At 55.7% G+C, this 21,784-nt stretch carries 19 protein-coding genes; 15 read left to right on the forward strand and 4 right to left on the reverse strand.

Annotation, left to right across the window (positions count from 1 at the left end; translation table 11 throughout):
• Positions 1-46 precede the first annotated feature (46 nt).
• From mmuM to AC6I77_RS14670, 3 genes are all read right to left on the reverse strand, one after another.
• Positions 47-982, reverse strand: a complete 936-nt coding sequence (gene mmuM, locus AC6I77_RS14660; RefSeq protein ID WP_003850358.1) for a homocysteine S-methyltransferase — start codon at positions 980-982, stop codon at positions 47-49.
• Positions 972-2,381 carry an S-methylmethionine permease gene (gene mmuP / locus AC6I77_RS14665; protein WP_008926759.1) on the reverse strand — a complete coding sequence of 470 codons (1,410 nt, stop codon included), beginning with the start codon at positions 2,379-2,381 and terminating at the stop codon, positions 972-974. Before mmuP ends, mmuM begins: the two co-directional genes overlap by 11 nt.
• Before the next feature lie 134 nt (positions 2,382-2,515).
• Positions 2,516-2,851, reverse strand: a complete 336-nt coding sequence (locus tag AC6I77_RS14670; protein ID WP_003850360.1) for a DUF2002 family protein — start codon at positions 2,849-2,851, stop codon at positions 2,516-2,518.
• Positions 2,852-3,004: 153 nt separating this feature from the next.
• Between AC6I77_RS14670 and AC6I77_RS14675 the strand changes: the two genes are divergently transcribed.
• The 12 genes from AC6I77_RS14675 (at position 3,005) to emrB (ending at position 16,313) form a co-directional block, all read left to right on the forward strand.
• Positions 3,005-3,322 carry a DUF883 family protein gene (locus tag AC6I77_RS14675; protein ID WP_003850361.1) on the forward strand — a complete coding sequence of 106 codons (318 nt, stop codon included), beginning with the start codon at positions 3,005-3,007 and terminating at the stop codon, positions 3,320-3,322.
• 303 nt (positions 3,323-3,625) lie between these two features.
• A complete protein-coding gene (gene nrdH, locus AC6I77_RS14680) occupies positions 3,626-3,868 on the forward strand; it encodes a glutaredoxin-like protein NrdH (protein ID WP_140033120.1) in 243 nt (80 codons plus the stop codon).
• 4 nt (positions 3,869-3,872) lie between these two features.
• Complete coding sequence (gene nrdI / locus AC6I77_RS14685) at positions 3,873-4,286, forward strand: class Ib ribonucleoside-diphosphate reductase assembly flavoprotein NrdI (protein ID WP_003850364.1); 414 nt, start codon at positions 3,873-3,875, stop codon at positions 4,284-4,286.
• Positions 4,256-6,394, forward strand: coding sequence for a class 1b ribonucleoside-diphosphate reductase subunit alpha (nrdE, locus tag AC6I77_RS14690; RefSeq protein WP_497817076.1), 2,139 nt, complete (start codon positions 4,256-4,258; stop codon positions 6,392-6,394). Before nrdI ends, nrdE begins: the two co-directional genes overlap by 31 nt.
• 8 nt (positions 6,395-6,402) lie before the next feature.
• Entirely contained in the window at positions 6,403-7,362 is a 960-nt protein-coding gene (gene nrdF / locus AC6I77_RS14695) for a class 1b ribonucleoside-diphosphate reductase subunit beta (RefSeq protein ID WP_497817077.1), read from the forward strand.
• Between the two features lie 500 nt (positions 7,363-7,862).
• Positions 7,863-9,059, forward strand: coding sequence for a glycine betaine/L-proline ABC transporter ATP-binding protein ProV (proV, locus tag AC6I77_RS14700; protein ID WP_003850372.1), 1,197 nt, complete (start codon positions 7,863-7,865; stop codon positions 9,057-9,059).
• Positions 9,056-10,147, forward strand: coding sequence for a glycine betaine/L-proline ABC transporter permease ProW (proW, locus tag AC6I77_RS14705; protein ID WP_003850374.1), 1,092 nt, complete (start codon positions 9,056-9,058; stop codon positions 10,145-10,147). The genes proV and proW overlap by 4 nt, the downstream gene beginning before the upstream one ends.
• A 61-nt stretch (positions 10,148-10,208) precedes the next feature.
• Complete coding sequence (gene proX, locus AC6I77_RS14710) at positions 10,209-11,207, forward strand: glycine betaine/L-proline ABC transporter substrate-binding protein ProX (protein ID WP_003850376.1); 999 nt, start codon at positions 10,209-10,211, stop codon at positions 11,205-11,207.
• A 211-nt stretch (positions 11,208-11,418) separates the two neighbouring features.
• On the forward strand, positions 11,419-12,606 hold the full coding sequence (locus AC6I77_RS14715) for an MFS transporter (protein WP_154926916.1): 1,188 nt from the start codon (positions 11,419-11,421) through the stop codon (positions 12,604-12,606).
• A gap of 301 nt (positions 12,607-12,907) precedes the next feature.
• Positions 12,908-13,438, forward strand: a complete 531-nt coding sequence (gene mprA, locus AC6I77_RS14720; protein WP_003850381.1) for a transcriptional repressor MprA — start codon at positions 12,908-12,910, stop codon at positions 13,436-13,438.
• A gap of 150 nt (positions 13,439-13,588) precedes the next feature.
• The gene (gene emrA / locus AC6I77_RS14725) at positions 13,589-14,761 is read left to right on the forward strand and encodes a multidrug efflux MFS transporter periplasmic adaptor subunit EmrA (protein ID WP_003850382.1); all 1,173 of its coding nucleotides are present in this window, start codon (positions 13,589-13,591) and stop codon (positions 14,759-14,761) included.
• 16 nt (positions 14,762-14,777) lie between these two features.
• Positions 14,778-16,313, forward strand: coding sequence for a multidrug efflux MFS transporter permease subunit EmrB (gene emrB, locus AC6I77_RS14730; RefSeq protein ID WP_192377800.1), 1,536 nt, complete (start codon positions 14,778-14,780; stop codon positions 16,311-16,313).
• 36 nt (positions 16,314-16,349) lie between these two features.
• Here the strand turns inward: emrB and AC6I77_RS14735 are convergent, their stop codons facing one another.
• The gene (locus AC6I77_RS14735) at positions 16,350-17,534 is read right to left on the reverse strand and encodes a tRNA/rRNA methyltransferase (protein WP_003850386.1); all 1,185 of its coding nucleotides are present in this window, start codon (positions 17,532-17,534) and stop codon (positions 16,350-16,352) included.
• A gap of 159 nt (positions 17,535-17,693) precedes the next feature.
• Between AC6I77_RS14735 and trxC the strand changes: the two genes are divergently transcribed.
• The 3 genes from trxC to AC6I77_RS14750 all read left to right on the forward strand — a co-directional run bounded on the left by trxC (position 17,694) and on the right by AC6I77_RS14750 (position 21,688).
• Positions 17,694-18,113, forward strand: a complete 420-nt coding sequence (gene trxC / locus AC6I77_RS14740; RefSeq protein WP_008926766.1) for a thioredoxin TrxC — start codon at positions 17,694-17,696, stop codon at positions 18,111-18,113.
• Between the two features lie 82 nt (positions 18,114-18,195).
• A complete protein-coding gene (locus tag AC6I77_RS14745; RefSeq protein ID WP_003850389.1) occupies positions 18,196-18,873 on the forward strand; it encodes a tRNA-uridine aminocarboxypropyltransferase in 678 nt (225 codons plus the stop codon).
• Positions 18,874-19,012: 139 nt separating this feature from the next.
• Positions 19,013-21,688, forward strand: coding sequence for a bifunctional acetate--CoA ligase family protein/GNAT family N-acetyltransferase (locus tag AC6I77_RS14750; protein WP_078804709.1), 2,676 nt, complete (start codon positions 19,013-19,015; stop codon positions 21,686-21,688).
• Positions 21,689-21,784: the final 96 nt, after the last annotated feature.

A 21,784-nucleotide genomic window follows, 5' to 3' on the forward strand; every position in this document is an offset into this window, starting at 1 on the left:
CGCCTTCTTTGTCTCAATCGGGCTATCATCGCCCGATTCAGCCAGCTTATTGCGGTTGACAAGCGCGGGCGATAGCCGCGATGTCGTTGGGTGAGGTGCGACAGCAGCCGCCAATCAGCTTCGCGCCCGCCTGCTGCCACTCATCCAGCTTGTCGTGCAGCGTGCAGCCCGACGGCGCGGAATGCCATGTTTTGCTGCTGGCATCATACTGCTCGCCGGAGTTGGGATAGACCACCAGCGGTTTGTCGGTCAGCCTCTGCAACTGCTGCAGCGCTGGCGTTACGCTCTCCAGCGCTACGCAGTTGATCCCCAGCGCTATCACCTGCGGCTGCTGATTCAGCCAGCTCACCACCTCTGACAGCGGCGTGCCGTCGCTGATATGCCCGGCATCACGCAGCGTAAACGTGAACCACGCGCGGCCTTCCGGGAATTCAGCCAGCAGCTTCACCAGTGCCTGCGCTTCCGCAAACGAAGGCAGGGTTTCACAGGCCAGCAGATCGGCACCCGCCGCCAGCAGCGCCTGCACGCGCGGACGGTGAAACGCCATCATTTCCGCTTCCGGCAGTGCATAGTCACCGCGATATTCCGAACCATCCGCCAGGAAAGCACCATATGGCCCCACCGATCCCGCCACCAGCAGCGTTTTCGCATCGGGCCGGACCGCCAGATAGTCCTGACGTGCGCGGCGCGCCAGCTCGACGCTCTGGGCGATCAACGCCAGTGACTGCGCTTCATCAAGACCACGTGTGGCAAATCCCTGCGGCGTCGCCTGATAGCTGGCGGTAATGGCACAACGCGCACCGGCGACAAAATAGTCGTAGTGCACCTGATAGATGAGCTCAGGATTTTCCATCAGCACCTTTGCTGACCAGAGCGCATCGGCCAGATGGCAGCCGCGGGCTTCCAGTTCGGTGGCCAGCGCACCATCCAGAATCAGCAATGGTGACTCTGTTAAAGCCTGCGCGACAGGGTTATGCGACATCTTTGGCCTCCTCAGGCTTCGGGGATGATTTGTGGGTCAGATGGTATGCGGCGTAGCAGAACAGGACAAACGGGATGCCACACCATAGCGCGATACGCTGAGTTGGATCGAATGCCAGACCAACACAGGCCAGCAGACAGAGCAGAAAGCCCAGAATCGGCGTCAGCGGATAGAGCGGCGCGCGGTAAGCCAGATCGGCCAGCGATTTGCCCTGCTGAAGGTGACGGCGACGGAAAACAAAATGCGAGGCGCAGATGCTGAGCCAGACCGCGACCACCGCAAAGCCAGAGATAGCCGACAGCGCCACAAACACCGTGTCTGGCGCAACCACGCTGGAAACCAGCGCCAGCAAACCGCCCACCATGCTGACAGTAATTGCCAGCATGGGTACGCCGCGCTTGTTCACCCGGGAAAAGGCACGCGGCAGCGTATTTTCGTTGGCCAGCGACCAGAGCATACGGCCCGATGCGTAAAGGCCGGAGTTGGCCGCTGACAGGATTGCAGTCAGGATCACAAAGTTAATGATGTCAGCCGCATACGGGATGCCGATCTTTTCGAACACCAGCACAAACGGACTTTTTACGATGCCAGCCTGATCCATCGGAATCAGCGCCGCCAGCACAAAGACTGTGCCGATGAAGAAGATGATCAGCCTGGCCACGGTGGTGCGGATCGCCAGCGGCAGCACTTTCTCCGGCTGCTGGGTTTCACCGGCCGCAATCCCGATCAGCTCGGTGCCGGAGAAGGCGAAGTTCACCGCCACCATCGTCATCAGAATCGGCAGTACGCCATTGGGCAGCCAGCCGTGCGCGGTAAGATTGCTCAGACCGGGCGCGGGCGTACCATCTTTCATCGGGATAAAGCCAAACATCGCTGCGCCGCCCAGCACGATAAAGGCGACGATCGTGACCACCTTAATCAGCGAGAACCAGAACTCCCCTTCGGCGAAGAAGCGGGTTGAGATGACGTTCAGCAGATAGATGGCGCAGCAGAAGACCAGGCACCATATCCATACCGGAATCTGCGGGAACCAGTACTGCATACAGAAGCCCGCTGCCGTCAGGCTGGAGCCCAGGGCCACCGTCCAGGTCAGCCAGTAGAGCCATGCCACGGTATAACCGGTTGCCGGACTGAGATAACGCGCAGCGTAAACGTGGAACGCGCCGGTTTCCGGCATCGCCACAGAGAGTTCACCCAGACAGACCATCACCAGCCAGACCACCAGCGCGCCAATCAGATAGGCAAGCAGCGTACCCGCTGCTCCGGTAGTAGAAATGATATAGCCGGTGTTAAAAAACAGGCCAGTACCGATCACGCCGCCCAGCGATAACATCACCAGATGGCGCACTTTCATGGTGCGTTTAAATTGTTCCTGCGAGGGAGTTGGCTGTTCGCTCATCTTTTTTATCCGTATGGACGTCTAAACATCTATAGTGGACGATTTTATACGCGTCACAGCGGGTAATTGCAACGGCAGGAAACAGGGAGGATGGAAAGGCCGTTCAGAGCCCCGTCGCGGCGGGGCCTGATGCGTCAGCCGAAAACGCTTTGAATATAGCGTTCCAGCGCCATGCGGGAACTGAATCCGTGCGGGATGCCGTAATGTTCCTGTGAATCACCCGCCAGGTAGAGAGGGAATTGGGTGTAGTGATCGCAGGTCTTCATTTCTGAAGCGGGTTCAGCGAACGGCTGGCTCTTCTCTTTCAGTGTCGGGTGAATCACTAAAGCCATGCGCCCCATGCGCGCTTCGCGATTCACATAAACGTAGTTCTCTCCACGGCGATAGCCATAGGCCCGTGGGGTAATTTCATCGACTTCGAAACCCGCTTTTTCCAGTACGCGCGCTACCTCATCCGGTCGTAAATACATGCTCGATCCTCTCCTCTTTCAAAAGCTTCGCAACCTTACAACAGCATGACAGAGTGGGCATTCGGAATTTTCCCTAAAGAACACTCCCGCGTCTCGTTAATCTCAAGGTCGTCTACACTAGTATTACGTTTTTAAATCAAAGGGAGCTAAAAAATGTTTAATCGCACTGTAAAAAACGATGACATTGATATCAATCAGGACGTTAACGAACTGGCCGATTCACTGGAAGCGCTGTTGAAATCTTACGGCAGTGACGCCAAAGACGAAGTGGACTCAGCCCGCAGTCAGGCAGAGAAGCTGCTGAAACAGACCCGCTCTAAACTGAACGGCGGCAGCAACCGTGTTTCACAGGTTGCGCGTGATGCTTCCGCTCAGGTTGATACCTATGTCCATGACAAACCATGGCACGGTGTAGGTATCGGTGCCGCATTCGGTATCGTTGTCGGTGTGCTGCTGGCTTCACGCCGCTAAGCTAAGCGCTGAGAAATCCCCTGAGCCCTGCCCTGTGCGGGGCTTTTTTTTGCCTTTTTTCCGGCCAGCGACATTTACAAAAGATTTTTCCAGGCTGCAGGGCGCATCCCTGCTGGCTTTTCCTCTGTTGCGCAAATACAAATCATAAAACCCTATATCTGGTGGGCTTGACCACCAAAACCACTACATCTAGTATTTAGCTCATCAGCACGACACCTGCTGTTCGTCACAATGAAGCCCGCAACCTGTCGCGTCTGCTTTGTTTTCGGGCATCAGAACCGCACACAGAGGGAAATACGAATCATGCGCATTATTATTTACACTAAAGATAACTGTGTCCAGTGCACGGCGACCAAAAATGCGATGGACCGTCAGGGTCTCGCCTATCAGTTAATCAATCTCGACAGCGAGCCGGAAGCGATCGACAACCTGAAATCACTGGGTTACCGCCAGGTGCCGGTGGTGATGGCAGATAACGATCACTGGAGCGGCTTCCGCCCGGACAAGATCGCCACTCTGCGATCGCTTTCTGCCGTCGGGGGCTAAGCGCATGTTCCCGCTGGTCTATTTTTCCAGCCAGTCGGAAAACACCCACCGGTTTGTCACGCGCCTCGGCCTGCCCGCCTGGCGCATCCCGCTTGATGCCCGTGATCAGTTGCATATCGACCAGCCCTATATTCTGGTGGTACCCAGCTATGGCGGTGGCAGCAGTCGCGGTGCAGTGCCCGGTCAGGTGATTCAGTTTCTTAATGATGAGGCGAACCGCCGTGGTATTCGTGGCGTGATCGCAGCAGGCAACCGTAACTTCGGTGCCGGTTACTGCCTGGCGGGCAGCATCATTGCAAAAAAATGTCAGGTTCCTTGTCTTTATCGCTTCGAGCTAATGGGAACCCCTGACGATATTGCGAAAGTTAAAGCGGGAGTAACCCAATTTTGGCAACAACAGATACCCTCAACGGCGTGACGCTCGATTATCACGCCCTCAATGCCATGCTGAACCTCTACGATGCTGACGGCCGTATCCAGTTCGACAAGGATCGCGAAGCGACACGTCAGTTTTATCTGCAGCATGTGCAACCTAATACCGTCCCCTTCTCCAGCAACGCCGAGCGTTTACGCTATCTGGTGGCGGAGAGCTATTACGAAGCGGATGTGCTGAATCAGTACGATTTTGATTTTCTGCTTGAGCTGCATGAGGTGGCGGAGAAGTGGGGATTTGAGTTCAAAACTTTTCTGGGCGCCTGGAAGTACTACACCAGCTATACCCTTAAGACCTTTGATGGCAAACGCTATCTGGAAACCTTCGAACAGCGCGCCTGCATGGTGGCACTGACACTGGCTCAGGGCGATGAAACGCTGGCGCGAGCGCTGCTGGAGGAGATCCTCAGCGGCCGTTTCCAGCCCGCTACGCCGACCTTTCTGAACTGCGGCAAACAGCAGCGCGGTGAGCTGGTCTCCTGCTTCCTGCTGCGCATCGAAGACAATATGGAGTCGATTGGTCGCGCAGTGAACTCGGCATTGCAGCTGTCAAAGCGCGGCGGCGGCGTCGCCTTTTTACTGTCGAACCTGCGTGAGTCTGGTGCGCCGATTAAACGTATTGAAAATCAATCGTCGGGCGTTATCCCCGTAATGAAAATGCTGGAAGATGCTTTCTCCTATGCGAATCAGCTTGGTGCGCGTCAGGGCGCCGGCGCAGTCTGGCTTAATGCGCATCATCCCGATATTTTCCGCTTTCTGGATACCAAACGCGAAAATGCCGACGAGAAGATCCGCATCAAAACGCTGTCGCTGGGCGTGGTTATTCCTGATATCACTTTTCAGCTGGCAAAAGAGAACAGACCCATGGCGCTGTTCTCGCCCTATGATGTTGAGCGGATTTACGGTCAGGCCTTTGGCGATATCAGTATCAGCGAGAAGTATGACGAGATGCTGGCGGATGATCGCATCCGTAAAACGTATATTCAGCCACGCGACTTCTTCCAGACGCTGGCCGAGATTCAGTTTGAGTCGGGCTATCCCTATATCATGTATGAGGACAGCGTGAACCGCAGCAACCCGATTGCCGGTCGCATCAATATGAGTAATCTCTGCTCTGAGATTCTGCAGGTGAACAGCGCCAGCGAGTACCATGATGACCTGAGCTATCGCCGCATCGGCAAAGATATCTCCTGTAATCTTGGCTCCCTGAATATTGCGCATGCCATGGATTCGCGCGATCTGGCGCGCACCGTGGATGTGGCGGTTCGCGCCCTGACCTCGGTGTCGATGATGAGCGAGATTGGCTCGGTCCCGTCGGTCGCCGAAGGCAATCGCCGTTCGCACGCCATCGGGCTGGGTCAGATGAACCTGCACGGCTATCTGGCGCGGGAAGGCATCGCCTACGGCTCACCGCAAGCGCTGGATTTCACCAATCTCTACTTCTATTGCATTACCTACTATGCGCTACGCACCTCTAATCAACTGGCGCAGGAGCATCAGAAGACGTTCGACGGCTTTGCGGATTCGCAATACGCCAGCGGCGTTTACTTCGATAAATATCTGCAGCGGGAATGGCTGCCGCGCACTGAACGGGTGACGACGCTGTTTGCCGATGCCGGACTGACACTGCCGACCCAGGCGGACTGGCAGGCGCTGCGTGATGCAGTGATGCAGCACGGGCTGTTTAATCAGAACCTGCAGGCGATCCCGCCGACCGGTTCGATCTCCTACATCAATCATGCCACCTCCAGCATCCATCCGATTGTCTCCCCTATCGAGATCCGCAAAGAGGGTAAAACCGGTCGCGTCTACTATCCCGCGCCGTTTATGACCAATGAGAATCTCCACCTCTATCAGGATGCGTATCAGATTGGGCCGGAAGCGATTATTGATACCTACGCAGAAGCGACTCAGCACGTCGATCAGGGCCTGTCACTGACGCTGTTTTTCCGCGATGACGTCACGACCCGCGACATCAACAAAGCGCAGATTTACGCGTGGAAAAAAGGGATCAAAACGCTTTATTACATTCGACTGCGTCAGATGGCGCTTCAGGGCACGGAGGTTCAGGGCTGCGTCTCATGCTCCCTGTAATGAAAACGATGAAACTTAAACAAATTCAGGCGATTAACTGGAATCGCATTCAGGATGAGAAAGATCTTGAGGTGTGGAACCGTCTCACCAGCAACTTCTGGCTGCCAGAAAAGGTGCCGCTCTCTAACGATCTGCCCGCCTGGCAGACGCTGGATAAACAGCAGCAGCAACTGACCATCCGGGTCTTCACCGGCCTGACGCTGCTGGATACCATCCAGAACGTGATCGGCGCGCCGGGACTGATGGACGATGCTATTACGCCACACGAAGAGGCGGTACTGTCGAACATCAGCTTTATGGAAGCCGTCCATGCGCGCTCTTACAGTTCTATCTTCTCAACTCTGTGTAATACGCAGGATGTGGATGCCGCCTATCAGTGGAGCGAAGAGAATGTGCCGTTGCAGAACAAGGCGCGCATCATCCTTGAACACTACCAGGCGGATGATCCGCTGAAGAAGAAGATCGCCAGCGTTTTTCTGGAGTCGTTCCTGTTCTATTCCGGCTTCTGGCTGCCGATGTACTGGTCGAGCCGGGGCAAGCTGACCAACACTGCCGATCTGATTCGCCTGATTATTCGCGATGAAGCGGTGCACGGTTACTACATCGGCTACAAATATCAGCAGGCGCTGGCCACGGCTGACGATCTGCGTCGCGAAGAGCTGCAGCAGTTCGCCTATGATCTGCTGCTGGCGCTGTATGAGAATGAAGTGGCTTACACCGAGGCGCTCTATGCCGATGTCGGCTGGGTGGAAGAGGTGAAAACCTTCCTGCACTACAACGCCAACAAAGCGCTGATGAATCTGGGCTACGAGGCGCTGTTCCCGGCGGAGCTGACGGCGGTAAATCCGTCCATTCTGTCGGCGCTGTCACCCAATGCTGACGAGAACCACGACTTCTTCTCAGGTTCAGGCTCCTCCTATGTGATGGGTAAAGCGGTCGAAACCGAAGATGAAGACTGGAATTTCTGAGGGTTACCGGGTGCTGTTTTATCAGCATCCGGTTTTCACTGGCAATGGCATAGCAGCCGCGCCACCGCGACTCATCATAAGAAAAAAATATTACTGCAATACCGCCTGACTATTTCATTGTTTATTGATGTTCATCCGCCCCGTATTTTCTTTTTTTCGGCCAATTATTTCACTGAACATGGTCGTTTCAGGCGTGATTATTTTCCTGCATCGGTCCCCATTATTTCCATAATATTTCACGTTGGTGACGTCTGTTTTTCTCCCTTTCACGCAGCAAATCGACCTAAATGCCAATAAATCCCTGATTATTTCACAAAAAATTAATCCGCGCTTATCCCTTGTGAGCACTGAAGATAATCTACATCTGAATGCCCCGTGCCCGGCAAACATCCCAACTCAGGGTTGTCAGATAACGTCAGTGTGCTACGGTATGGCCTGCTTAAATTTCAGCGGGAACGACAGGTTAATATCAGATATTTCAACCAGGATTTAATGACTGCATGGCTATTAAGCTCGAAGTAAAAAATCTCTATAAAATATTTGGCGACAATCCGGATCGCGCGTTTAAATATATTGAAAAAGGTGCGACCAAAGATGTCATTCTGGAGAAGACCGGTCTCTCTCTTGGCGTAAAGAACGCCAGTCTGGCTATTGAAGAAGGCGAGATATTCGTCATCATGGGGTTATCTGGTTCAGGAAAATCGACCATGGTTCGCCTTCTCAATCGTCTGATAGAGCCGACGCGCGGCCAGGTGATTATTGATGGTGTCGATATTGCCAAAATATCGGCCAGCGAACTGCGTGACGTGCGCAGAAATAAAATCAGCATGGTATTCCAGTCATTTGCTTTGATGCCGCACATGAATGTATTAAATAACACGGCATTTGGCATGGAATTAGCGGGCGTCGCACTGGCTGAACGCCAGGAAAAAGCCCTGGAAGCGTTACGTCAGGTCGGGCTGGAGAATTATGCGCACGCTTACCCGGATGAACTTTCCGGGGGAATGCGACAGCGCGTCGGATTAGCCCGCGCGCTGGCAATCAATCCTGACATCTTATTAATGGATGAGGCCTTCTCCGCACTGGATCCGTTGATTCGTACTGAGATGCAGGATGAGCTGGTTAATTTACAAGCCAGGCATCAGCGCACCATCGTCTTTATTTCCCACGATCTGGATGAAGCGATGCGTATTGGCGATCGCATTGCCATTATGCAGGGCGGCGAAGTGATACAGGTTGGTACGCCGGATGAGATCCTGAATAACCCAGCCAACGACTATGTCCGCACCTTTTTCCGTGGCGTCGATATCAGTCACGTATTCAGCGCCAAAGATATAGCCCGTCGTAGCGCGGGAGCATTGATCCGCAAAGCGCCTGGTTTCGGTCCGCGCTCCGCCATGAAACTGCTGCAGGATGAAGACCGCGATTACGGCTACGTGCTGGAAAAGCAGAAATTTATCGGCGTGGTTTCCACCGATTCTCTGAAAGCGGCGCTGGCAGCAGGCGAAGGTATCGACAGCGCCCTGCTCGACACCCCGGCGGCGGTTCCCGCCGATACCTCATTGAGCGATTTGCTCTCTCACGTCGCGCAGGCTCCCTGTGCGGTGCCCGTGGTCGGCGAAGAAAATCACTATGTCGGTCTCATTTCCAAAAGCACGCTGTTGCGCGCGTTAGATCGTGAAGGAGCCCAGCCATGAGTCAGGACACCACCAATCCGTGGGATAGCGGCACCGCTGCCAGCACTCAGGCTGCGCCCACCAGCAGCGGCGGTGCCGATGCCTGGGGCACGCCCGATGGTAGCGCGACAACCCATGCAGCCAGCAGCAGTGACTGGCTCAACAGCGCCCCTGCACCCGCACCGGAACATTTCAGTATCATGGATCCGTTCCACAAAACCTGGATCCCGCTTGATCACTGGGTGACCACCGGTATCGACTGGGTGGTCAACCATTTCCGCCCGCTGTTTCAGGGGATCCGGGTGCCGGTTGACTATATCCTCAGCGCCTTTCAGCAGCTGTTGCTGGGAATGCCAGCACCAGTGGCAATTCTGGTGTTTGCGCTGATTGCCTGGCAGATCGCAACCCCCGCCATGGGCATTGCCACGCTGGTATCGCTGATCGCCATAGGTGCCATTGGCGCCTGGTCGCAGGCGATGGTGACGCTGGCGCTGGTGCTTACCGCGCTGATGTTCTGCATTCTCATCGGCCTGCCGCTGGGGATCTGGCTGGCCCGTAGCGAACGGGCAGCGCGTATTGTACGACCTCTGCTGGATGCAATGCAGACCACACCCGCCTTTGTCTACCTGGTGCCGATTGTGATGCTGTTTGGTATCGGCAACGTGCCGGGCGTGGTGGTAACGATTATCTTCGCCCTGCCACCGATTGTGCGTCTGACTATTCTCGGCATTAAGCAGGTACCCGCCGATCTGATCGAAGCGAGCGAATCCTTTGGTGCCAGTCCGAGACAGCTGCTATTCAAAGTGCAGTTGCCGCTGGCGATGCCCACCATTATGGCGGGCGTCAATCAGACCCTGATGCTGGCGCTGTCAATGGTGGTGATCGCCTCGATGATCGCCGTCGGCGGACTCGGTCAGATGGTCCTGCGCGGTATTGGCCGTCTTGATATGGGGCTGGCTACGGTGGGTGGCGTGGGAATTGTGATTCTTGCCATTATCCTTGATCGCCTGACCCAATCGTTTGGTCGCGATAGCCGCAGCCGCGGTAATCGTCACTGGTATCACACCGGTCCGCTGGGCCTGATCTTCTCTCCTTCGCGTAAAAAATAATCTGTCGGGCGGTGCCTGCGCGCCGCCCATCCTGACGCGACATCTTAAATAAGGAATGACTATGCGCAACAGAGCCTCTCTGCTCGCCGCCGTGGTAACCACGCTGGCCGTTTCACACGTCTCCGCTGCCGATCTGCCGGGCAAAGGTATTACGGTGCAACCTATACAGAGTACTATCGCTGAAGAGACTTTTCAGACCCTGATTGTCAGCCGCGCGCTGGAAAAACTCGGCTATCAGGTCAGCAAGCCGAGTGAAGTGGATTACAACGTTGGCTACACCTCTATCGCCGCTGGCGACGCCACCTTTACCGCGGTGAACTGGCAGCCACTGCATGACGACATGTATAAAGCTGCCGGTGGCGATCAGAAGCTGTATCGACAGGGAACCTACGTTACCGGTGCCGCCCAGGGTTATCTGATTGATAAGAAGACCGCCGAGAAATATCACATAACCAATATCGAACAGCTGAAAGATCCTAAGATCGCCAGACTGTTTGACGCCAACGGCGATGGCAAGGCGGATATGACCGGCTGTACGCCAGGCTGGGGCTGTGAAGCGGTAATTAATCATCAGAACAGCGCCTTTGGTCTCAGTGATACCGTGACCGCCAATATGGGTAACTATTCGGCGATGGTGGCGGATACGCTGGCACGCTACAAACAGGGTAAGCCGATCCTTTATTATACCTGGACGCCCTACTGGCTGAGCGATGTGCTGAAGCCGGGCCGCGATGTAGTCTGGCTGCAGGTGCCGTTCTCGTCGCTGCCTGGCGAACAGAAGGATGTCGATACTAAGCTGCCAAACGGCGCGAACTACGGTTTCCCGGTTAATACCATGCACATCGTCGCCAACAAAGCCTGGGCGGCGAAAAATCCGGCGGCGGCCCGTCTGTTTGCGGTCATGAAGCTGCCTATTACCGATATCAATGCTGAAAACTCAGCGATGCATGCCGGACAAAACTCAGAAGAGGCGATTAACCGTCATGTTGATGGCTGGATTAAAGCGCATCAGGCTGAGTTCGATAAATGGATCAGCGAGGCTCAGGCCGCCGCGCAATAACATGAAAACATGTCCACCCCAGGGTGGTTGATAAAAGTGCTGGCTCAGAGAGCATACGCCTTAAGTCGGACAGTGATTAAGGGCGGAAACATTTCTGCCCTTTTTTTATGCCTGCTATCCCGACTGGTATGGCCTGTTAATAAACATGCGTGTGAAATAGTTTTTTGAGTTATTATTAACCTCAAATGATTATTAGCGACCGATGCTGTTTATGAATGCGACTCGCCAGGGTCTGACGCCTGCTTTAGTGGTTCTGATGTCGGTAGCAACCGGCCTCTGCGTAGCCAGTAACTACTACGTTCAGCCACTGCTTAATACCATCGCTCAACAGTTTGATCTCTCTGTTAGCCTCGCCGGGTTTATTGTCACCACGGCGCAACTCGGCTATGCCTGCGGATTGCTGTTGCTGGTGCCGTTAGGCGATCGCTTTGACCGACGCAGCCTGATTGTAACGATGATCCTGCTGGCTGCGGCGGGCATGGTCATCATCGCCCTTTCGCACTCCTTCCTGTTTTTACTGCTGGGCACAGTCATGACTGGCCTGTTTTCGGTCGCTGCGCAAATCCTGGTGCCGCTGGCTGCCACACTGGCCGAGCCGGAGCGACGCGGCAAAATCGTTGGTACCGTCATGAGCGGTTTGCTGCTGGGGATTCTGCTGGCGCGCACCGTGGCAGGCGGCCTCGCACAGCTTGGCGGCTGGCGTACGGTCTACTGGACAGCCAGTTTGCTGATGGTCGTGATGGCGCTGGCGCTGTGGCGAGCGCTGCCACGTGTTAAGCAGTCCGTGCCAATGAGCTATCCACAACTGCTGGCCTCTATCTTTCGCCTGTATGCAGGTAATCGCGTGATCCGCACCCGCGCGTGGACCGGCTGTCTCGCGTTTGCCAATTTCAGCCTGCTGTGGACCTCAATGGCGTTTCTGCTTTCTGGCGCGCCTTATCACTTCTCAGAAGGTGAGATCGGCCTGCTGGGGCTGGTCGGTGCCGCAGGGGCGCTGGCCGCTCGTCAGGCGGGCTCACTGGCTGACAGGGGTAAAGCGAAGCTGACGACCCGACTCGGCCTGCTGCTCATGTTGCTCTCCTGGGCCGCTATTGCATGGGGCGCAGCGCAGCTGGTGCCGCTTATTATTGGCATTCTGCTGCTGGATCTGGCGGTGCAGGCTGTCCATATCACCAATCAAAGCGTGATCTATGCGCAGATGCCGGAGGCGCGTAACCGTCTGAATGCAGGTTACATGACCAGCTACTTTATAGGTGGTGCGGCGGGTTCGCTGCTCTCCGCCACCGCTTATCATCTGTGGGGCTGGCATGGCGTCTGTGGCGCTGGCGCACTGCTTACGCTGACTAATCTGCTGATCTGGGCAAAGGGATCGCGCTTTGAGCCGGAAATAATCAACTGAATCCTGGCCCGACAGTGCAAGGGTCTGGTCACAAATGGTTAGGTTTGTTATGGTTAGTAACAAAGCTATTCACTTCGGTTATTTTTCCTCGCGATATTATTAAATTTGCCCTCTTTTGAAAACGTCCCGGCTTAGCGCTGCCGCCGGGTGTACGGGTTTTTGACCCAGGGCCAGGGAGTGGCCTGGAATACCTTTGATGGTACAGAGTGCGGGTCTGAGAGCGATCACCTGCCAAAAAGTGACTACGCTTACCCTGTCACCATAGTTATTATACAAGTTGCAATTAGTGAGGTTTTTTTTAATGGAAAGTTCGTTTACTCCCATTGAGCAGATGCTAAACATCCGTGCCAATCGCCATAAGGATTTTCCGTTACAGGAAATTATTCTGACGCGTCTCTGTATGCATATGCAGGGTAAACTGCTGGACAACCGTAATAAGATGCTGAAAGCACAGGGGATTAATGAAACCCTGTTCATGGCGTTGATTACGCTGGATGCGCAGGAAAACCACAGCATTCAGCCTTCTGAACTCAGTTCAGCCCTTGGCTCTTCGCGCACCAATGCGACGCGCATTGCCGATGAGCTGGAGAAGCGCGGCTGGATTGAGCGTCGCGAAAGCGATCACGACCGTCGCTGCCTGCACCTGCATCTGACCGATAAAGGCATGGAGTTCCTGCGTCAGTTGCTGCCCCCTCAGCATCAGAGCCTGCAGTATCTCTGGTCGTCGCTGTCAGTCGATGAGAAATCCCAGCTGGAAGGTATTACCCGTAAGCTGCTTAATCGTCTTGATAAAATGGATGAAGATCAGCTGATCGCCTCGCTGTCCCGCTAATAGCAATAAGTGCGACACAATCACCCGTCGAAATCGTTATTTTAACTTCCTTTTTTATCTGGCCAGCGCCTAGTCGCTGGCTTTTTCGACTCGGGCGCTGGCAGAAATGGATTTCTGCTGCCCGTCTAAATGGAAAACGTGGAGAAAGTCATGAGTGCAACGGCAGAAGCACAAAGTCCGCAACCGTCAGCCAGTAAAAAGAAGAAGCGCAAAAGTGTGCTCATTGTGCTGGCGCTGATCTTTGTGCTGATTGGTATTGCCTGGGGGGTTTACTGGTTCCTGGTCCTGCGCCATTTTCAGGAGACCGATGACGCCTACGTTGCAGGTAATCAGGTGCAGGTGATGGCACAGGTTTCCGGTAGCGTGAACAAAGTCTGGTTTGAAGATACCGATTTCGTTAAAAAGGGCGATGTGCTGGTTTCACTCGATAAGACGGATGCTGAACAGGCGTTTGAAAAAGCGCAGACAGCACTGGCCACCAGCGTGCGTCAGACGCATCAGCTGATGATCAATGGCAAACAGTACCAGGCCAGCATTACGTTGCAGCAAACTGCGCTGGCGCAGGCACAGGCAGACCTGAAACGTCGTGAGCCATTGGGTGCAGCTAACCTGATTGGCCGTGAAGAGTTGCAGCACGCCCGGGACGCTGTCGCGACGGCTAAAGCGCAGCTGGATGTCGCGATTCAGCAATATAATGCTAATCAGGCGATGATCCTTAATACCTCGCTGGAGAATCAGCCAGCTGTGCAACAGAGCGCAGCTGAGTTGCGTGATGCCTGGCTGGCACTGCAGCGCACTGAGATCCGCAGCCCGATGGATGGTTTTGTCTCACGTCGCAGCGTGCAGGTCGGTTCACAAATCTCCACCAGCACCCCGCTGCTGGCTGTCGTGCCTGCAACGAATCTATGGGTCGATGCCAACTTCAAAGAGACCCAGCTGGCTGGCGTACGCATTGGTCAGCCTGCCACCGTGGTTGCCGACATTTACGGTGACGACGTCGTTTATCATGGCAAAGTCGCAGGACTGGATATGGGCACCGGCAGCGCCTTCTCTCTGCTGCCTGCACAGAATGCTACCGGTAACTGGATCAAAGTGGTTCAGCGCCTGCCGGTTCGTATCGAACTGAATCAGGAAGATATCGCCAGACATCCACTGCGCATCGGCCTCTCCACGCTGGTCAAAATCGATACCACCAGCAACGAAGGCAGTGTGCTGGCTACCAGCGTCCGCCAGCAGGCCGCTTACAGCAGCAATGCCCTGGCGATTGACCTTGCGCCGGTCAATCAGCTGATCACCGATATTGTCCGCGCCAACGCCGGATGATGACGCGGAGGCTGTAATGGCACAAAAACCGCTTGAAGGGATGCCGCTGGTCCTGATGACCGTTGCGCTGTCGCTGGCGACGTTCATGCAGGTGCTGGACTCGACCATCGCCAACGTGGCCATCCCTACGATTGCCGGGAATCTGGGCGCGTCGAACTCTCAGGGTACATGGGTAATCACCTCGTTTGGTGTCGCGAATGCGATCTCGATCCCGTTGACCGGCTGGCTGGCAAAGCGCATTGGTGAAGTGAAGTTGTTCACCTGGTCGACCATTCTGTTTGCCATCGCCTCCTGGGCGTGTGGTATGTCAGATAGCCTGGAGATGCTGATCTTTTTCCGTGTCATTCAGGGGATTGTTGCGGGTCCATTGATCCCGCTGTCGCAAAGTCTGCTGCTCAACAACTATCCGCCCGCTAAGCGCAGTCTGGCACTGTCGCTGTGGGCGATGACGGTGATCGTCGCGCCGATCTGTGGCCCGATACTGGGCGGCTGGATCAGCGATAACTATCACTGGGGCTGGATCTTTTTTATCAACGTGCCGATTGGTGTGGCCGTGGTCATACTGACGCTGCAAACTCTGCGTGGCCGGGAAACTAAAACCGAAATCCGGCGGATCGACATGGTCGGGCTGGTGCTGCTGGTCGTGGGGATCGGCTGTTTACAGGTCATGCTGGATCGCGGGAAGGAGCTCGACTGGTTTAACTCGGCCGAGATTATCGTGTTAGGGGTCGTGGCATTGATTGCGCTCACAGTCCTGCTGGTCTGGGAGCTGACGGACGATCACCCGATCATCGACCTCTCCCTGTTTAAGTCGCGCAATTTTACCATTGGCTGTCTGTCGATCAGTCTGGCGTACATGCTCTACTTCGGCTCGATAGTCCTGTTACCGCAGCTGCTGCAGGAGGTTTACGGTTATACCGCAACCTGGGCAGGCCTGGCGTCGGCACCGGTAGGCATCATACCGGTGATCCTGTCGCCGATTATTGGTCGCTTTGCGCATAAGCTCGATATGCGACGGCTGGTCACATTCAGCTTCATTATGTATGCCATCTGCTTCTACTGGCGCGCGTATACGTTTGAACCGGGGATGGACTTTGGTGCCTCAGCCTGGCCGCAGTTTATCCAGGGCTTTGCCGTAGCCTGCTTCTTTATGCCACTGACGACTATTACGCTGTCGGGACTGCCGCCGGAGCGCATGGCCGCAGCATCCAGCCTGTCGAACTTTATGCGTACGTTTGCTGGCTCGGTAGGCACGTCGATTACAACCACGATGTGGACGAATCGCGAGTCGATGCATCATAGCTATATGACCGAGTCGATTACCCCGTACAACGTTAATTCGCAGCATATGTATAGCCAGCTGGAGAGCCTGGGAATGACGCAGCAGCAGGCGTCTGCGTATATCGCGCAGCAGATTACCAATCAGGGACTGATCATTTCAGCGAATGAAATTTTCTGGGCATCGGCGGGGGTATTCCTGATCCTGCTGGTGCTGATCTGGTTTGCCCGTCCGCCGTTTGGTGCAGGCGGTGGCGGCGGTGGCGCACACTGACGTGACAAAGCAAAACGGGCCTTTCGGCCCGTTTTTTTATGCGTTCTGACGCCACCATTCTGCGAGCAGTACGCCGGTTGCGACCGAAACGTTGAGACTTTCTACGTTGCCGGTGCCGCCAATCGACAGGCTCATGTCACCCTGTTTGAACGCGGTGTCAGAAAGACCTTCACGTTCCTGACCTAACACCAGCACCATTTTCTCCGGCAGCTTAGCCTGCGCCAGCGGCGTGCCCTGATGGCTGGAGGTGGTCACGATGGTGTAACCCGCTTTACGGAACGCTTCCAGACCTTCGCTGAAAGTTGCGCCGCTGATGGCCTGAACATGCTCGGCACCGCCTTCTGCGGTGCGCACTGCTGCACCCGACTCCAGCAGTGAGGCATCGTTTACCAGCAAACCTTTTACGCCAAAGTGCGCGCAGCTGCGCATAATCGCGCCCAGGTTATGCGGGTTACTGACATCTTCCAGTGCCAGTACGCAATCTTTGGTTGTTGCCTGGCTCAGCCATTCCGAAACCGCCATACCCATACGCTTTTTGATCAGGAAGCAGACGCCACCGTGATGCTCAGTGCCTGATGCTTTGGTGATCTCTGCATCTTCTACCACGTGATAGGCTTTGCGGTTCGCCGCCAGCCAGCGCAGCGATTCACGGAAACGCGGAGTCACTTCCTGAATGAACCAGGCGCGAACAATCGCTTCCGGACGACTCTGGAACAGTGCCTGACAGGCGTTCTCACCATAAACGCGGGTTTCTTCGTTACGCTGACGACGGATCTGCTCAGGATCAACAAAGCTCTTGCCGCTGATGCCGCCATGATCGGGCTTATCACTCTCGGGCGATGCAGCACGGTCTGCTGATGGCGCGCGTGATACGGTGCGCCATGGGGAGTCGCTGCTGCCATAGGCGCCACGGCTATCATCGCCACGATCGTTGCGGCGACCTGCACCCTCGTCTGAACGGCGTGGCGCGCCACGTCCGCCTTCGTCACGGCGCGGTGAACTGCTGCGACCAGTGTCGTCGCTGCGACGCCCCGCGGAGCGACCACCTTCCTGACTGCGTTCTGTACGGGGGCCAGATGAACGACGATTATCATCCTGGCGGGCAGCAGCGTGACCACCTTTGCCTGTACGAGGATTCGGCGCACGCGCACTTTTATCGTCCTCGCCACGCACGTACATCACCTTAACCTTGCCGCTCTTGCCTTTAAATTCGTCGTTCATATCTTCCTCCTGCATTGAGAGCGCGCAGATTACCTGATGTGCTGGCGCTTAGCTATCAACTATTGAACCTATAGAGCAATCCAGATTGAGCAGGAATCCGCCCTCTTTCATAATGGACAACAATTACCAGACTGACACTTTTAAACCTCAGAGGTTCCTATGAATACGGTATGCGCTTCCTGCCAGGCAACCAATCGCGTTCCTGAAGAACGCCTTGCCGATGCGGCGAAATGCGGCCGCTGCGGAAATGCGTTGTTTGATGGCGAGGTGGTCAATGCCACCAGCGCTAACTTTGACAAATATCTGCAGGACGATCTGCCGGTGGTGATCGATTTCTGGGCGCCCTGGTGCGGTCCCTGCGTCAATTTTGCGCCCGTGTTTAAAGATGTCGCCAGCGAGCGCAGCGGGAAAGTCCGCTTTATTAAAGTGAACACCGAAGCGGAACCGGCCCTGAGCGCCCGTTTCAACATTCGCAGTATTCCTACCATCATGCTGTTTAAGAACGGCGAGCGGGTGGACATGCTGAATGGTGCCATGCCCAAGGCACCGTTTAACGAATGGCTGGATGAATCACTGTAATATTCAGAGGCCAGCCAGTCTGGCCTTTTCCTTTTCGCCTGCGCTTCGATTACACTGACGTTTTTTCCTGCCCTGAAACCTCATGTCTGATAATGCTGTTTTGCGCTTGCGCACCCAACGCCTGGCGCGTGCCACCCGTCCTTTTCTTGCGCGTGGAAATCGTGTCATTCGCTGCCAGGGTTGTCTGCTGCCAGAAGCCAACTGTCTTTGCAGTCAGATCGTTCCTGCGTCTGCCCGTAGCCGCTTCTGCCTGGTGATGTTTGATACCGAGCCGATGAAACCGAGCAATACCGGGCGTCTGATTGCCGATATTCTGCCGGATACCCAGGCGTTTGGCTGGTCACGCACCGAGCCGGATCCGCTGCTGCTGGCGGCCGTGCGCAATCCTGATTATCAGCCGCTTGTCGTCTTTCCGGCCGCCTATGCGGATCCTGGTCGCGAGGTGCTGACAACGCCACCCACCAGCGGCAAGCCGCCGCTGTTTATTATGCTGGATGGCACCTGGACCGAAGCACGCAAGATGTTCCGCAAAAGCCCCTGGCTCGACGCCCTGCCGGTGATGTCGCTGGATGTGAGCACTCCTTCGCGCTATACGCTGCGGGAGGCGCACGGCGAAGGTCAGCACTGTACCGCTGAAGTGGCCGCGGCGCTGCTGGCGCAGGCGGGCGATCGGCTGGCGGCAGAAGCACTATCTCACCATTTTGATCAGTTCCGTGCGGCCTACCTGGCAGGGAAACCGCATCACGCCGGACAGGCTTAGCCGCATCCCTCTTCTTCCGGCAGGCGAGCGCCTGGGCTGACCGATCCGAAGATCCGGATCTTCAGCCTGCGATCTGCCCGGAAGCACTGCCAGCAAAAAGCGTTTACAATCACGCAAATCCCGATCTCTGGAGGGCGAGATGAGCCAACGCGGACTGGAAGCGCTGTTACGACCTAAATCAATTGCGGTGATTGGTGCCTCGGTCACGCCCGGGCGTGCCGGATACTTTATGATGCGTAACCTGCTGGCGGGCGGTTTTAGCGGGCCGGTTTTGCCGGTGACGCCAAAATATAAAGCAGTCAGCGGCGTGCTGGCCTGGCCCACCATCGACAGCCTACCTTTCGCGCCCGACCTGGCGGTGATCTGTACCCACTCGAAACGTAACCTCGAGTTGCTGCAACAGCTCGGCGAAAAAGGCTGCAAGGCCTGCATTATCCTCTCCGCGCCCGCCAGCCAGTCGGCCGAGCTCAAAGCCTGCGCAGGTAAATGGCAGATACGTCTGCTGGGACCAAACAGTCTGGGCCTGCTGGCGCCCTGGCAGGGATTGAATGCCAGCTTCTCGCCGGTGCCAATTGAGAAAGGCCGCATCGCGTTTATCTCTCAGTCCGCCGCCGTCTCTAATACCATTCTCGACTGGGCGCAGCAGCGTAATCTCGGTTTCTCCTGGTTTATTGCGCTGGGTGACAGTCTGGATACCGATGTCGATGACCTGCTCGACTTCCTGGCGCGTGACGGCAAGACCAGCGCCATCCTGCTCTATCTTGAGCACCTCAGCGATGCGCGTCGTTTTGTTTCCGCTTCCCGCAGTGCCTCGCGGAATAAACCGATATTGATCATCAAGAGTGGTCGCAGCCGCGAAGCCCAGGCGCTGCTTGGCACCCACAGCGGCCTTGACGCCGCCTGGGATGCGGCCATTCAGCGCGCCGGGTTGCTGCGGGTCCAGGATACCCATGAGCTGTTCTCCGCCGTTGAGTCGCTAAGCCATATGCGCCCGCTGCGAGGCGACAGACTGATGATCATCAGCAATGGAGCCGCACCTGCCGCGCTGGCGCTGGATGAACTCTATGCCCGTAACGGAAAACTGGCGCAGCTCAGCGATGAGACACGTCAGCAACTGGAGGCGCTGCTACCCGCGGGTGCAGGTCGCGGTAATCCGCTGGATTTAAAAGATGACGCCACAGCGGAACGTTATACCGCCTGTGTGGAGATTCTGCTCAACAGCCATGAACTTGATGCATTAATGATTATTCATGCGCCAAGCGCGGTCGCGCCCGCAACTGAAACGGCCGCACATCTGATCGACACCATAGCCCGTCACCCGCGCGGTAAGCTGGTGACGCTGCTGACCAACTGGAGCGGCGAGTTCTCTTCCCAGGCTGCACGTCGTGCCTTTACGCAGGCGGGCATCCCGACCTGGCGCACGCCGGAAGGCACCGTCACCGCCTTTATGCATCAGGTTGAGTATCGCCGTAACCAGAAGCAGCTGCGTGAAACCCCTGCCCTGCCCACAACACTGAAGCAGGATAGCGCTCAGGCTCACCAGTTGCTGTCACAGGCGCTGTCGCGCGGCGTTACCGCGCTGGATACGCACGAAGTGCAGCCAGTATTGCAGGCATACGGACTGGCGACACTGCCGACCTGGATCGCCAGCGACAGCACATCGGCTGTGGCGATTGCCGATCAGATTGGCTATCCGGTGGCGCTGAAACTGCGTTCACCCGATATCGCCCATAAGTCGGAGGTTCAGGGTGTAATGCTCTATCTGCGCAATGCCAGCGAAGTAGAGCATGCCGCTGAGGCCATTTTTGATCGGGTCAGACAGACGCTGCCGCAGGCGCGTATTGAAGGGCTGCTGGTTCAGAGCATGGCCAGCCGTGCGGGCGCGCAGGAGTTGCGGGTCGTGGTCGAACAGGATGCCCTGTTTGGTCCAATCATTATGCTGGGCGAAGGCGGCGTTGAATGGCAGGCCGATAAACAGGCTGCGGTTGCCTTGCCTCCGCTGAATATGACACTGGCACGCTATCTGGTGATTCAGGCAATCAAGAGCGGAAAAATCCGCAGCCGTAGCGCCCTGAATCCGCTGGATATCCCCGGTTTGAGCCAGTTGCTGGTGCAGGTCTCTAACCTGGTGGTGGATTGCCCGGAGATCCAGCGACTGGATATTCATCCGCTACTGGCAGCGGGTAATGATTTTACCCTGCTGGATGTCACCCTGACGCTGGCTCCGTTCGATGGCGATAACGAAGCGCGGCTGGCAATTCGTCCTTATCCTCAGCATCTTGAGGAGCAGGTGGAATTAAAGAATGGGCAATTCTGCCTGTTCCGGCCGATCCTGCCAGAAGATGAACCTTTGCTGCGCGACTTCATTAGCCAGGTGACCAAAGAAGACCTTTACTACCGCTACTTCAGTGAAATCAATGAATTCACCCATGATGATCTCGCCAATATGACCCAGATCGATTATGACCGTGAGATGGCGATCGTAGCGGTGCGTCAGCATCAGGGACGACCTGAGATCATCGGTGTAACCCGCGCTATCTCTGATGCGGATAACATTGATGCGGAGTTTTCGGTGCTGGTCCGTTCTGACCTGAAAGGGTTAGGGATGGGCCGCCGTCTGCTGGAAAAGATGATCCGCTACACCCGACATCACGGCTTGCAACAATTGAACGGTATCACCATGCCCCATAATCGCGGCATGATTACGCTGGCCCGTAAACTTAACTTTCATGTTGATATTCAACTGGATGACGGTATTGTCAGCCTGAAATTGTCCTTACAGAATGAGATCAACCCACCTTGTAGAGAAAGGTAAAAAACGTTCGAATTGACGGAGTTGATGTTATTATTTGTGGTTATAACCCTGATTTGATGGCAAAAGGCCATGCAATGAACAGAGAAGAAGTGCACT

The organism is Pantoea sp. X-Soil-ISGK-259 (genome assembly GCF_059730705.1).

Coding starts and splice junctions, on each gene's coding strand:
- emrA (WP_003850382.1), top strand. CDS start 13,589: ATGAGTGCAACGGCAGAAGCACAAAGTCCGCAACCGTCAGCCAGTAAA.
- nrdH (WP_140033120.1), top strand. CDS start 3,626: ATGCGCATTATTATTTACACTAAAGATAACTGTGTCCAGTGCACGGCG.
- proV (WP_003850372.1), top strand. CDS start 7,863: ATGGCTATTAAGCTCGAAGTAAAAAATCTCTATAAAATATTTGGCGAC.
- emrB (WP_192377800.1), top strand. CDS start 14,778: ATGGCACAAAAACCGCTTGAAGGGATGCCGCTGGTCCTGATGACCGTT.
- mmuP (WP_008926759.1), bottom strand. CDS start 2,381: ATGAGCGAACAGCCAACTCCCTCGCAGGAACAATTTAAACGCACCATG.
- proX (WP_003850376.1), top strand. CDS start 10,209: ATGCGCAACAGAGCCTCTCTGCTCGCCGCCGTGGTAACCACGCTGGCC.
- AC6I77_RS14675 (WP_003850361.1), top strand. CDS start 3,005: ATGTTTAATCGCACTGTAAAAAACGATGACATTGATATCAATCAGGAC.
- trxC (WP_008926766.1), top strand. CDS start 17,694: ATGAATACGGTATGCGCTTCCTGCCAGGCAACCAATCGCGTTCCTGAA.
- nrdI (WP_003850364.1), top strand. CDS start 3,873: ATGTTCCCGCTGGTCTATTTTTCCAGCCAGTCGGAAAACACCCACCGG.
- AC6I77_RS14735 (WP_003850386.1), bottom strand. CDS start 17,534: ATGAACGACGAATTTAAAGGCAAGAGCGGCAAGGTTAAGGTGATGTAC.
- nrdF (WP_497817077.1), top strand. CDS start 6,403: ATGAAACTTAAACAAATTCAGGCGATTAACTGGAATCGCATTCAGGAT.
- mprA (WP_003850381.1), top strand. CDS start 12,908: ATGGAAAGTTCGTTTACTCCCATTGAGCAGATGCTAAACATCCGTGCC.
- AC6I77_RS14745 (WP_003850389.1), top strand. CDS start 18,196: ATGTCTGATAATGCTGTTTTGCGCTTGCGCACCCAACGCCTGGCGCGT.
- AC6I77_RS14715 (WP_154926916.1), top strand. CDS start 11,419: ATGAATGCGACTCGCCAGGGTCTGACGCCTGCTTTAGTGGTTCTGATG.
- mmuM (WP_003850358.1), bottom strand. CDS start 982: ATGTCGCATAACCCTGTCGCGCAGGCTTTAACAGAGTCACCATTGCTG.
- proW (WP_003850374.1), top strand. CDS start 9,056: ATGAGTCAGGACACCACCAATCCGTGGGATAGCGGCACCGCTGCCAGC.
- AC6I77_RS14670 (WP_003850360.1), bottom strand. CDS start 2,851: ATGTATTTACGACCGGATGAGGTAGCGCGCGTACTGGAAAAAGCGGGT.
- AC6I77_RS14750 (WP_078804709.1), top strand. CDS start 19,013: ATGAGCCAACGCGGACTGGAAGCGCTGTTACGACCTAAATCAATTGCG.